Annotated in this window: 16 protein-coding genes and 1 pseudogene; 6 read left to right on the top strand and 11 right to left on the bottom strand. The window is 62.8% G+C overall.

Annotation, left to right across the window (positions count from 1 at the left end; translation table 11 throughout):
• Window positions 1-108 precede the first annotated feature (108 nt).
• A complete protein-coding gene (locus E3O67_RS14380; RefSeq protein ID WP_255575891.1) occupies window positions 109-546 on the top strand; it encodes an Abi family protein in 438 nt (145 codons plus the stop codon).
• 360 nt (window positions 547-906) lie between these two features.
• Window positions 907-2,316, top strand: a complete 1,410-nt coding sequence (locus E3O67_RS14375) for a CoA transferase (protein WP_135102993.1) — start codon at window positions 907-909, stop codon at window positions 2,314-2,316.
• Between the two features lie 88 nt (window positions 2,317-2,404).
• Here E3O67_RS14375 and E3O67_RS14370 read toward each other — a convergent pair whose 3' ends face one another.
• The 3 genes and pseudogenes from E3O67_RS14370 to E3O67_RS17555 form a co-directional block, all read right to left on the bottom strand.
• Window positions 2,405-2,833, bottom strand: coding sequence for a GNAT family N-acetyltransferase (locus E3O67_RS14370; protein WP_134433168.1), 429 nt, complete (start codon window positions 2,831-2,833; stop codon window positions 2,405-2,407).
• Window positions 2,834-3,021: 188 nt separating this feature from the next.
• Window positions 3,022-3,408 (bottom strand): AAA family ATPase, encoded by a 387-nt coding sequence (locus tag E3O67_RS14365; protein ID WP_370260505.1) that lies wholly within the window; start codon window positions 3,406-3,408, stop codon window positions 3,022-3,024.
• A 143-nt stretch (window positions 3,409-3,551) separates the two neighbouring features.
• Window positions 3,552-3,743: pseudogene (locus E3O67_RS17555) on the bottom strand (AAA family ATPase); the annotation flags it as partial.
• A 139-nt stretch (window positions 3,744-3,882) separates the two neighbouring features.
• Here E3O67_RS17555 and E3O67_RS14360 point away from each other — a divergent pair.
• Entirely contained in the window at window positions 3,883-4,428 is a 546-nt protein-coding gene (locus E3O67_RS14360) for an NUDIX hydrolase (RefSeq protein ID WP_241979397.1), read from the top strand.
• A gap of 233 nt (window positions 4,429-4,661) precedes the next feature.
• Here E3O67_RS14360 and E3O67_RS14355 read toward each other — a convergent pair whose 3' ends face one another.
• Complete coding sequence (locus tag E3O67_RS14355; protein ID WP_134433174.1) at window positions 4,662-5,171, bottom strand: hypothetical protein; 510 nt, start codon at window positions 5,169-5,171, stop codon at window positions 4,662-4,664.
• A gap of 254 nt (window positions 5,172-5,425) precedes the next feature.
• Between E3O67_RS14355 and E3O67_RS14350 the strand changes: the two genes are divergently transcribed.
• Genes E3O67_RS14350 through E3O67_RS14340 form a run of 3 tightly spaced genes read left to right on the top strand, consistent with a single transcriptional unit; the run spans window position 5,426 to window position 7,330 of the window.
• Entirely contained in the window at window positions 5,426-6,463 is a 1,038-nt protein-coding gene (locus tag E3O67_RS14350) for a hypothetical protein (RefSeq protein WP_135102991.1), read from the top strand.
• On the top strand, window positions 6,460-6,822 hold the full coding sequence (locus E3O67_RS14345; protein WP_134433178.1) for a GntR family transcriptional regulator: 363 nt from the start codon (window positions 6,460-6,462) through the stop codon (window positions 6,820-6,822). The genes E3O67_RS14350 and E3O67_RS14345 overlap by 4 nt, the downstream gene beginning before the upstream one ends.
• 52 nt (window positions 6,823-6,874) lie before the next feature.
• Window positions 6,875-7,330: a MepB family protein gene (locus E3O67_RS14340; RefSeq protein ID WP_241982203.1), complete on the top strand. Its 456-nt coding sequence runs from the start codon at window positions 6,875-6,877 to the stop codon at window positions 7,328-7,330.
• Between the two features lie 90 nt (window positions 7,331-7,420).
• Here E3O67_RS14340 and E3O67_RS14335 read toward each other — a convergent pair whose 3' ends face one another.
• From E3O67_RS14335 to E3O67_RS14305, 7 genes are all read right to left on the bottom strand, one after another.
• Window positions 7,421-7,678: a hypothetical protein gene (locus E3O67_RS14335; RefSeq protein ID WP_134433180.1), complete on the bottom strand. Its 258-nt coding sequence runs from the start codon at window positions 7,676-7,678 to the stop codon at window positions 7,421-7,423.
• Window positions 7,679-7,713: 35 nt separating this feature from the next.
• Window positions 7,714-8,475 carry an ABC transporter permease gene (locus tag E3O67_RS14330; RefSeq protein ID WP_135102990.1) on the bottom strand — a complete coding sequence of 254 codons (762 nt, stop codon included), beginning with the start codon at window positions 8,473-8,475 and terminating at the stop codon, window positions 7,714-7,716.
• On the bottom strand, window positions 8,472-9,401 hold the full coding sequence (locus tag E3O67_RS14325) for an ABC transporter ATP-binding protein (RefSeq protein WP_134433184.1): 930 nt from the start codon (window positions 9,399-9,401) through the stop codon (window positions 8,472-8,474). The genes E3O67_RS14330 and E3O67_RS14325 overlap by 4 nt, the downstream gene beginning before the upstream one ends.
• Window positions 9,398-9,718: a PLD nuclease N-terminal domain-containing protein gene (locus tag E3O67_RS14320; RefSeq protein ID WP_134433186.1), complete on the bottom strand. Its 321-nt coding sequence runs from the start codon at window positions 9,716-9,718 to the stop codon at window positions 9,398-9,400. The genes E3O67_RS14325 and E3O67_RS14320 overlap by 4 nt, the downstream gene beginning before the upstream one ends.
• Window positions 9,715-10,725 (bottom strand): DUF5808 domain-containing protein, encoded by a 1,011-nt coding sequence (locus tag E3O67_RS14315; protein ID WP_134433188.1) that lies wholly within the window; start codon window positions 10,723-10,725, stop codon window positions 9,715-9,717. The genes E3O67_RS14320 and E3O67_RS14315 overlap by 4 nt, the downstream gene beginning before the upstream one ends.
• Window positions 10,718-11,068 (bottom strand): PadR family transcriptional regulator, encoded by a 351-nt coding sequence (locus tag E3O67_RS14310; protein ID WP_241979399.1) that lies wholly within the window; start codon window positions 11,066-11,068, stop codon window positions 10,718-10,720. The genes E3O67_RS14315 and E3O67_RS14310 overlap by 8 nt, the downstream gene beginning before the upstream one ends.
• 116 nt (window positions 11,069-11,184) lie before the next feature.
• Window positions 11,185-11,406: a response regulator transcription factor gene (locus E3O67_RS14305; RefSeq protein WP_241979400.1), complete on the bottom strand. Its 222-nt coding sequence runs from the start codon at window positions 11,404-11,406 to the stop codon at window positions 11,185-11,187.
• Window positions 11,407-11,539 lie beyond the last annotated feature (133 nt).

Genomic DNA, 11,539 nt, shown 5'->3' with positions numbered 1-11,539 from the left:
TTGTGAGTTGCTTTAGTCGGTACTCACTGACCATCCCACGGTGGCTCTTTACGTTGACGAAGCAACACTCAAGAGCGGGAAACCACACCACTCACAGGGACGTGACCCTTGGAGCTGGGGCAACTTGGGCGACTCTACTCAGGATTGAACAATTCGATAGCGACCGAAATCGCAACTGCCTACGCGGCACCATCTAAGAAAGATATGAGCAGCTGGATTTCAAGCTTGAACTACGTCCGGAACGTCTCAGCGCACCATGCACGCCTCTTCAACCGCAAACTCGTCAGCGCACCCGCACGCCCCACCCACACACAGGTTCCTCTTCTCGGTCATCTCAAGGAGGCAACGGCAGCGAAGCAGGTGTTTGGCCTGTACAACGCCCTCGCGGTAATGGCTTACCTATTGCGTTCGATTGACCCGGATAGCGGATGGCCCGCCCGCGTAGTCGAGCTCATTCAGGCCTTCCCCGATTCTGATTATCTGACTGCGGAGTCAATGGGCGTGCCCCCAGGCTGGTCGCAACTCGCGCTCTGGTCCTCGGAATAGTCGGCTCACGTTCATTCCCAGTCGGCGCTCCCCGAGGCTTGTGTCACCAGTGACCGCGCAGGGCAACCTACTGAGCGCACCCGACCGAGCCCTCATCAGCTCACCAAACACAGGCGCCAACGTGTTGATCGTCATAACCGCTGAGAAGACGTAGTCAACTCGGCGGTGGATTCGCCCTTCAGGGTTCCTCGGCTGGCCTGGCGAGTAGCGCAGGCTCTCCTGCAGTTTTGATTCCGTCCCGTGGTGATCGGCCCCTCAGTGCAGCAATTGAAATCCGTGTCGTGGGGATAAAGTGGGGCCACCGATGATCGCCTGGTTTCACGCCCACGTGTGAACGGTCGAGGGCGTGGGAGGCAACCAATGGGCAACTTCCTCAGCACGTTTCTTTCGGATTTCGCGGAACTTCCGGAGCTGGCCGATCGTTTTCGTTCGTCCGGGCCGGTGCCTCTTTCGTCGCCATTGCCTGTCGGGGATCTTGCCGCAGACAGCATCGCGGCGACCAAGCTCATGGCCTCGCTGCTGCACCTTGTCCGTATGAGAATGCGGGATCCGAAAGCGAGCGATGTTCCGCAGGTGAACATTGCGCCGCAACTGGTCGCCGGCGCCTACCGGAGCGACCAACTGTTCCGGTTGAACGGGAACCCTGCGCCGGCGTGGGCTCCCCTGTCCGGATTCTTTGCCTCGAGCGACGGCTGGGTTCGCACTCACGCCAACTACCCCCACCACGAAGCGGCTTTACGCTCACTTCTGAGATTGGACGGTCCCGCCACCGCCGAGACTGTCGCTCACGCGATTTCGCGCCGCAGTGCCCTCGATTTGGAGGATGAAGCCGCAGACTCTGGCGCCGTCATGAGCGCGGTTCGCAGCCCGAGCAGTTGGAGAGGGCATCCTCAAGCGCAAACCCTCGAAACGGAACCCTTCATCAGCCTGGTGCAGCAGGGCGGAGAGTCAGCCCTCCACAGCCTGGGGTCGGCCGACAGCTACGCACCGCTGGAGGGCGTTCGGGTGCTCGATTTGACCCGGGTCATAGCCGGGCCGGTGGCCACTCGCAGTCTCGCGTTCTTCGGGGCAGATGTTTTGCGCATCGACAGCCCTGGCATGCCGGAACTCCCCTGGCAGCACCTCGATACCGGGCAAGGGAAGCGTTCCGCGCTCCTTGACCTCGGCTACAAACCAGATCGAGACCGCCTCGACCAGCTGCTGACGGATGCCGACGCTGTTGTCATGGGATACAGGCCGAACAGCCTCGACCGGTTTGGCCTGTCGCCGGTCGAACTCCACAGCCGCCATCCAGGGCTCGTTATCGGCCGGGTGAGCGCGTGGGGGCAAAGCGGACCTTGGGCCGAGCGCCGCGGATTCGACAGTATCGTCCAGGCAGCCATCGGCATCGCCCAGATCCACGCTGACGGCACCGGGAGACCAGGTGCTTTGCCTGCCCAAGCTCTGGATCACTCCGCCGGGTACCTTCTTGCCGCCGGGATCATGTCCGCACTCCGACGTCGACACCTCGAAGGGCACGGGTGGACCGTCGACATTTCACTGGCCCGGGTCGCTCAAGAACTACTCGCTCAGCCTCATTCCGCGCCAGCCGAAGCCGGCCCATGCGAGATCCAGACCGTGAAAGCGGAAACGTCAGAAGGAACCGTCACCTGTGCCGCACCCGCGATCAGCATTACCGGCGGTCCGAATCGCTACCGGTGGATCGGCCGCCCGTGGGGAGCAGACCAGCCGGAATGGGCAGAGCCACGATCCGCCAGCTTCCAACGATAACTACCAGACCGGGAGGTGCGCCATCGGCCGGTGCAGCATGGCGAAAGCCGCCCGCAGGAGGTTCCCGCCCGACGATATCTACGCCGGACTAACTCCCGATTTGGACGAGAGCGCGCAGGGGCGTGGGCCCGAAGTCGTGCCCTTCGATGAAGCCGATGGACTCGGAGAAGGCGCGTTGGCCTGGTCCATCGTCGGTGAGGAGCACCTTCTGTCGCACACGGACGTATCGCTCCAGGACTCGCTCCACCAAGGCCCTCCCGATCCCGGATCGCTGTTGATCGGAGCTCACAAGAATGTCCTGGAGATAACAAATGGACACGTCATCGGAGATAGCTCGGGCCAACCCCACCAACGTCCCGCTCGAGTTCCTGGCCGACACGACGTAGGACGACTGCTCCACAGCGCGCAGGAGAGAATCCGGGTCCCTCGCGTAGGCGGACCACCCCACGTTTGCATAGAGACCAACGCGGTCAGTTCCGACGAATTGCTTTGACTCGGAAAACGCGAAGGGAGGCATGGGCACATGCTGCCATACGTCGGTACGCTCTCTCGGAGAGCGCTTCGTTTACGGTTCCCGACTGCCACTCCCCCGAAATTTTGGAACCTCGGCGAATTGGTGCGCATCCATGGAGGTCCGTCGTACGTTCCCGCGAAAGGACAGTGAATCCAGCCGCGGCGTGACGACGAGTGTTGCATGCGTCGAAGTCAGCGAAAGTGCCTGAAATACCGTTCCGGATCGTCCAGGAACGATCGCCAATTCCGAACCAGGTCGAGATCCTCCCAGACGCAGCGACGGTATCCCCATGGCCCGACCTCATAGATCTCCGCACCGGGTATTGACGCCAGAATCGGTGAATGAGTGGACAGGATCACCTGAGACCCACCGGCGGCAACAATGTCCCGGAGATCGCTGAGCAGAGCAAGCGATCCGGTGAACGAAAGCGCTGATTCCGGCTCATCAAGGATCCACAAGCCCGGGTAACGAGACCGGGCACCCACAAGGTCGAGGAACGACTCGCCATGCGAGCGCTCGTGGAACACGGGGTCGTTCCCGCCGGCGTTGTCCTCCAGATAGGTGAAGAACCCATGCATCGTTTCCGCGCGGAGAAAGAGCCGCCCCGGCCGGCGCCGAGACCACGGTTCAACCGCAGGTGGTCGGCGAGGGTGGACTCGGACCTGCGAGTGGTGTGTCTGGAGCCGGTCGATCCTCCTTCCGGTCCCATGCCGTAGGCACCTGCGATGGCCTCAACGAGAGTCGATTTGCCGACTCCGTTGTCGCCGACGAATACGGTTACTGGACTCAATTCGAGTCCATCATCGAGGAGCTGCGCGATCGGGGCCAGCGTCGCGGGCCACACATCCCGAGGCAGAAATGGCGCGTCGGGATCCTGGCTCACCGAGCGCAACGGAGGCTCGTTTCTCGACATGCGATCATTCTGCCTGAACCGCCACTGGAAACAGGTAGACCAACCGTTCAGGGTTGGGTTTGTGAGCCGACGTGCAGGTGTCTCAGTAGGGTGGGGTCATGGTCAACGCTGCACATATCTTCCCGGTCGTTCCTGCAGATTGATTGACACGCTCAACGCATGGGAACCCCTCGGGTATAACCAGGGCGCGCTTCGCGACGAGTACGTCGCCTTCGTCGGTGCCTCTCCGGGGTCTGCACTGGATCGCGACGGGAGTGCGGAGCACGTGACTGCGAGTTGTTTTGTCTTCACCCCCGATCTGGACCAGGTCCTGCTCTGCTTCCATAAGAAGGGTCGATTCTGGGTTCAGCTTGGCGGTCACGTCGAGGCAACGGACACATCAGTTGCCTCGGCAGCCCTCCGCGAAGCCCGTGAGGAAGGTGGCATCAACGACATCCGCCCTGTCGGCGCCATCCTCGATGTCGACCGGCACGCCCTGGGTGTCGGCTTTACACGGTGCAGCGTTCATTGGGACGTCGGCTTCGGCGCAATCGCGAGGACAGACCTAGCCCCGTCCACCAGCGGTGAGAGCGAGGATGTCGCTTGGTGGCCAGTAACAGAACTGCCCGACAACGTGCCTGTGAACTTTGGGCACCGCATACAAAGGATTCTTGACGAAATCAGACACCAAAGTGATGTCGACTAGCCCATACCCGCGGCGGTTAACTCTTCCCCTGGACTTCACCGTGCTCGGAGTCGCGCTCAAATCTCTGCGGCAAACATCGTCTACTGGCTGATCGGAAGAAACTGCTGCTACTCACCGAATAGACGATCGAGGGGACAGAAGAACATCTCCCGCTGAGGGTTCGGCCTCTGGTACGCGCGCTAAAGGCAATGATGACGAGCGTGGATCCTTCTTTGACGGTTGTCTCCGGCTAATCACCCTGTGTGGACGATTTCCCACAAATCTCCGAGAGTCACCGTGAGCTCCTCATCCCTCACGTAGTCGTCGCACAACGACTGAAACCTGCTGCGCTCAGCGTTACTCGCGCCGTGCTGATCAAGGTAGCGCTGCCGCAGCGGGCCATCAGTGACGCCGATGGGACGACGGTCCATCAACCTGCGCGGTGCGTGATCGTGGATAGTCAACTGCTCTTCGAGCTCCGGCCGCAGCGCCAGCGCGAGCTCAAGCTGACTCGTTGTCGCCGCCCAATGCCTGACTACGAATTCCCGAACCGCTACTTCGGGGTCATCGATCAGAGCCAGAAACACGTCAGCCGGCAACACAAATGGGTAGCCACCAAGCTGCCACCTGACAGAAACGTCGTCGGACCCCGCAGCCGCGCGAAGCACGTCATCAGGAAGTGGAACCGCCGGCACGAACGTCCTGCGGTATTCAGCATCTTGCGCCTCAATCAGCGCCAGCTCTACGTCATCATCGTCTGCCATTCGTCAATGTTGCCTCCTAACGTCCACTAGTACCAGCGCTGGGCGCATTCACCTGAAATGGGCTGCGACAGTGGCGGGACTTCTCGGTCCGGAGACGGATGCCATCAGTCGGGCGGACGTGCCGCTGAGGGTTCGCCGATCGGACACGAATGGTCCCGCGCCAACTTGCACTGTTTCAGTAGCACAATCTTGTGCTATCTTTACAGCACAATGCTCGCGATGCTCGCGAGGGATTCGATCTCCTGGGGGCCTAGATGAACATCCTTTTTCTCTTCGTGCACGCCGTTCAAGATCTGCTACCTCTGGAAGTGGCCATCACATTCGGCCTGGCCCTCTTCGCTCTGTCGTGGGTTCGTCCACGGCGGATGGTTTCACTCCCCCAGACCGGGCGGCGCACGGCAACTCTCACCTGGGCAGGAGTGGCGGGTTCATTGCTCGTGGTTGTCGTCGCGACGGCGGTTAGCGCGATTGCCGTGTCGACGTCTGACGTATCCGGGTATGACGGCTGGTGGCGTCGGCCGGCGCCGCTATTCGCGGCGACACTGGCCGTGGGTGCGGCGGCCGCAGCTCTTCGACGGATCCCCCTTCCCGCGCCGGGTGAGCGTTCAATTGTTCCGCGACGCCCGTGGTATGCGTTCGCGTCTCGTACGTTTCTCTGGATCTCCGGGATCACCGCGACGTTGCTCGCGCTGACTGCACTGTGGCAGATTGCGATCGCCCGGACCGCACCTGAAGACGGACCGTTCTTTGGAAACGTTCCCGACTACACCGACCTCCCGATCTACATGAGCTTCAACAGCGGGTACGGCTACCTGTCCGGGGCAGGATGGCCGAACCATCTCGCCACTCTCGTCGCGCTCGCACTGGCCTGCACCGTCTTTTTCGCCGTGCTGCACACGGACGCCAACCGGCCCGTGTTCGCCCGATCGACCGCCTCCAGCGTGCGCTCGGAACGAGAACTAACCGCTCGACTGTTCACGTTCATCCTGCTCGGTGGACTCATCACAACACTCGGAGCCGTGTGGATGCACACCGGTTCCTCCGGGCAAGCACTGGTCGGATTGGACGAGCAATGGGTCTCCGACAATCAGTCCTACCCGCGCATTCTCGTAGCCGGTGGCTACGACGCGATCGCCCGCCCCATGAACCTCCTGGGCTATGCACTCCAGGCTGGCGGAGTCGCGTTCCTACTCCGCCTTGCTGTCGACACCGCCCGCGCCGCACTCGCGACACGACGCTCACGCCTCGCAACACCGGAACATGAAATCTCGACCACCGGACCACGGCGATGACCGGGACCACGCCGAGCTCTGCGGATGAAATCGATGCGCTCTTCCGCGGAGCGATCCGCTCCGGACAACTCGGCGACGGCGAACGCCTGCCAACCGTCCGCCAAACCGCCAGAGATTTCTGCGTCGCACAAGCCACCGCCGCAAAGGCCTACAAGTCTTTGGAACGAGACGGCCTCATCGTCACCCGCACCGCCGCCGGCACCCGCGTGGCCCCCGGGGCATCCCGGGCGCCACAGTCAGTCATCGAGCACGCCCGCGCCCTCGCCGAAGCAAGCGAGGAGGAACTCATCACCCTCGGAGACACCATCGCAATCCTCCGCGCGGTCTGGCGAACAGACGCGACGCAGATGCCCACATGAGGGTCGACCTCTGGACATCAAGGGAAGGCGTGAAGCTGACTAATATTATCGGGTGGCCTTCTCAGCTTTCCACCGATACCTGGATCTGCTACAACTCCCGCAAAGCGTTTCGCAGACCATCACTCCGGAAGCACAAAGCAGTGACTACGAGTCGGGGATAGTGCTGCTCGAGTCCGGCCTGTGGCGACTCCGTACAGCTCGGATCACCCCCACCAAACCGGGTGCGTTCGTTGCCCTCTGGCGACGGCTGGACGATGGCGCCACTGCCCCATTCGGGGTTGATGACCGCGCCGTTGGCCTTCATGTGTTTGTGGAAGAGCTAGACCACTTCGGCGTATTCCAATTCACCGCGGCGCAACTGGCATCACTCGGGATCTCGCAAACGAGGCAGGCACCTGGCAAGCGGGGATTCCGGGTGTATCCATCTTGGTGCAAGGGATTGAACCGCCAAGCAGCTCGATCTCAAAAGGCGCAGTGTCTCGCGTTTCACGATCTCACCGCGCGCTGACTGCCGACCGTTCAGCATTGGTCCATGAAAAAGTCCGTTTTGACGGCTGCGCTTCCCCTCCCGTGGACAAAGCGGAATCGGAGTTTCCCGCTAGTCGAGACCTGCTGAGACGATTGACGTGTCGGTTCGGTGGGCGATGATCGCGGCGTGGGGTCGCTTGCCCGGATCGGTTCGAGTGTGCACCTCGTGAACCTTGAATCCTGCGGTCTCGAGCTGTGCGCTCATCTCGCCGAGAGGCCAGAAATACGCAGTGGTGACGGCGTGCGGAAACGGCACAACGGCGTCGCCCTCGAAGAAGCCGACGAGGAGACTGCCGCCAGGTGCAATGCATCGAGCGAACTCACGCAAGAATCCGTTGGATGGCCATTGTGCTTTGCCCGGCTCTACAGCTCATTCCGCTGGAAGGCAGCCGCCGCGAGCGCGAAAAGGGCCGCGGCGAGCAGCAAGGCGGTGCACACCGGCCAGAAGGCATCCACGGGTTCGCCGAGAGCCAGCGAGGTCGGAATGGTGGTGAGGCCCGCCGGGGACCACCTGCCCAGTGGTGTCCAGAGTGAGGCGATCGAGATGAGCGCGTACGCGCCCAGCCCGGCGCCCGCGGCCCCGGCGGCGGGGGCGATGAGCACCGACAGCAATGTCATCAGGGCAATGAACAGGATACCGAACGCGAGCCAGGCCAGTGCCGCGGACCAGAGTGCCGGGCCAGGGGCTTCCTCGAAGACAACGGCAGTCAGACCCCAGGTGACGGCGGTGCCGATGACGACGAGAACCGCGAGGAAGGCGGAGTGCACGGTCGCCTTGGCGAGGATGAATGAGCCACGCGACACGGGCTTGGTCAGCACGAGTATTGCGGTTCCGCTCCGCCGTTCCGAGGAGACGATGCTGCCGTAGACGATGATCAGTGCGAAGAGTGCTGTCTGGGAGAGGTTCTTGATCCAGCCGGTGTACGCGTCCACGTAGCTCGGGTCGGGGAGCGTGAAGTTCCCGAGCTGCTCGGAGGCCAGCGCGTGAATGATTTCCGGGGTGAAGCGGGCCATGATCGGTCCCGTCAGCGCGAAGAACAGCAGGATGCCCGGGAGCACCCAGACCCGCCAGGTGCGCACGATCTCGAGGATCTCCTTCTGCGCGAACGCCGCGAATCCGATCATTTCGTTCCCCCTCCGACCAGGCTGACGAAGACTTCTTCGAGCCCCATCTCCCCGGCTTCCATCCGGCGCAGCCCGGTGTTCCGCCCGGCGATGAGCGCCGGTATCGTGCGTCTGGCCGCGTCCATGTCGCTCACGGTGATCTCGATGACTCCGGTGGGTCCCACGGCGACGGATGCCGCCCACGGCTCTCGCGCGATGTCCTGCCCGAGCTGGCCCGCGGCATCCGTGACCTCGAGGATCACCTTGCGTTCGGCGTACCGGGACGTGAGCTCATCTATCGGTCCCTGGGCGACCACGCGGCCGTGGTCGAGAATGGCTACGGTGTCGCAGACGCGTTCAACGTCGGCGAGGATATGCGTCGAGAAGAATACGGTGGTGCGCCCGCGAAGGGAGGTGAGCATGTCGAGCACGTCCCGGCGTCCCATTGGGTCGAGCGCACTCGTGGGCTCGTCGAGCAGTAGCAGCTGGGGCGCGTTGATCAACGCTTGGGCCACGCCGAGGCGCTGCTTCATGCCGCGGGAGAAGCCGCCGATGGTGGTCCTCACGTCCGTCAGTCCGGCCAGGTCGAGCAGCATGTGGACGCGTTCATCCAGGGTGCGCCGATCGATCGCGAAGAGTCGGCCGACGAACCGCAAAAATTCTTCTGCTGTCATCCAATCGTAGAAGCCGGGCACGTCAGGCAAAAAACCGATCCGGGCGCGGATCGAGTCGTCCACCGCAGTGACGTTGTGCCCGAGGATTTGCACGACGCCGCTTGTCGACCGGGCGAGCCCGGTCAGCACTCGGAGCAGGGTCGTCTTGCCTGCCCCGTTCGGGCCGAGGAAACCGAAAATGGAGCCCTCTTCGACGACAAGGTCGACATTGTCCAGTGCGCGGTGCTGGGCGTAGGTCTTCGTCAGCCCGGTGACGCGAATCGCGGCAGTCATCGCGAACCGACGTCGGGGTGGGAACCGTACAACGCCTCGGCGACCGTGTCGGGACTGACCGACGGCGCGCGGGCGGCAGTGGACGGCTCGACCACCGCGGCGGGCTTGCGGGCCACCACGAGATAGAGGATGGCTCCGATCAGGTTCGCGAGCAGGATGACCGCCACCCAAACCCATTTATTGCCGGAGGCCACTCGGGCGGCGGGCCGCCGATAGAGATCGACCAGGGCGATGACGTCGAGGGTGATCTGTGCCACCGCGAGTGCGGCCAGGGCGATCAACGCTCCGGTCGGCAGAGAGGACAGGGTGACGTTCATTTTGTTGTGCCTTTCTTCGATTTCGCGGCAAAGTCGCGACGCTGCTCAGCGGCGCGGCCGCTTCGGGAGACGCCAACAAGCAGGGCAAGTGGCAGCGCTACAGCGCAGCAGATGCCAACCCAGGTCGGCCAGATTCCGGCCCCGACACGCACCGAGTACACCGTCTGCACCAGAATCGTGAGCGCGACGGTTGCCAGCGCAAGGCTCACCGCAGAGGCACTCACGCGATTCCACCGTGAGCGCCGGGCCAGGTGAACCCAACCGGCAGCGGCGACCGGCACGGCGGCCAGGCCGGAGAGCAGGACGAGGTGAGCGTCTCGGTCCGAATAGCCGTCAGGTTTGCCGAAGACTCCCCAGTGCGAGGGGACGACAGGGGGCAGGCCCGCCCAGGTCGCAGCCGCGACGACGGCAAAGGCAGTGAGGAGTGCAATCGGCACGAGCATCGTCGCCGCGACGACACGGAGGGGCACCTCGGCGAAGGGCACGTCCTCGTCATCCGGTCTCACGAGGTGCGCCCTCACCGCGAGCGCGCCGAAGTTGAGCGTCCAACCGATTCCCAGCGCCTTGGGCACCAGCATCCGCCGATCCGCCGGATTCCACGCCCTACTGGCGAAGCGTTCCGACGTGGGCGGCCTGATGTCGTAGGGGAACCCCAGGAACGTGCCCGCACCAGTTCTGCGCGGTCGCGGCTCCTTGAAGAGTCCCGTGAGTGAGCGTTCGTCGCCACCAAAGTCATCGTCGGATGCGTCGGCTTCGTAGGCGCGCGCGAGTGCCTCTGGTTTGCCTAGCTCGGCCAGCACCCGATGCACGGCTTCCAGCGAGCGATCGGAGCCTTCGAGGCGATCCCGGACATGCGCGACCAACTCGTCAAGCGAGTCCCGGTCGATGTCGATTCGCGCTTCCCGCGCGGCACCGCGGAGTCGGTCGAAATAGTCGGTGAGTAGAGCGGCCGTGGCGGGAGGGAAACCGTCACCGAGTGACAGATCCGAAGAAGGGATGTCAGTCATTTGTGGCGCTCATCCCCAAGAGATCATCCATATCCGTTTTCATGGCCGTCCAGACCTTTGTCATCGACGTGAACGCCAGCACGCCCGCGGCCGACAGTCGGTAATACTTGCGCGGCGGGCCGACGGGCGACTCCTGCCACTCAGAGGTGATCAGTTCTGCCTTCTTGAGACGGGAGAGCAAGGGGTACGCGGTGCCCGCACTGATCGCGAGTCCCGGGTACTCGCACAGCCGGTCGACGATCTCCGCACCGTAGGCCTCGCCCGTGTGCAGCATGGCAAGGATGGCCAGCTCGACCACGCCCTTGCGCAGCTGAGACGGTATCGCCTCACCCTGAACAGCCAACGTGCTTCCTCCATTTGTTCCGTGCGTATATCATGCGATACCGGGTTCCTTGCAATACAAGCTAAACTGTAGCACAAGGTACCGACGCAATCGACGCGCTCGCTGCGACGATCAGTTCAGCTGTGGCGACGTGCGTCAGGGGTCTCCGGGCTGACATTCGAGTTCTCAAAGGCGAGCACAACGAGTTGAGCCCGGTCTCTGGCGCTGAGCTTGGTGAGCAGGAGGCGGACGTGGGTCTTCGTGGCCGCATAGCTGATGAAAAGGCCAGCGGCGATCTCCGCGGTGGAGCACCCATGGGCGACCGAGCGAAGCACTTCGATCTCGCGCTCGGTGAGCACGTCCAAGTCGGCCGTCCTGACGGGCTAGTACTACAGTCGCGTTTATTTTTGGCTGTATCGGCGTTTTGATCGGATTTTTGCCCCGAATCCTGTTAATCATGACGGGTGAACGATGATATTTGGGTGGCAGAGG

Source organism: Cryobacterium sp. TMT3-29-2, from assembly GCF_004564305.1.
GTDB lineage: Bacteria > Actinomycetota > Actinomycetes > Actinomycetales > Microbacteriaceae > Cryobacterium > Cryobacterium sinapicolor.
This window is presented reverse-complemented; position numbering and strand designations above follow the sequence as displayed.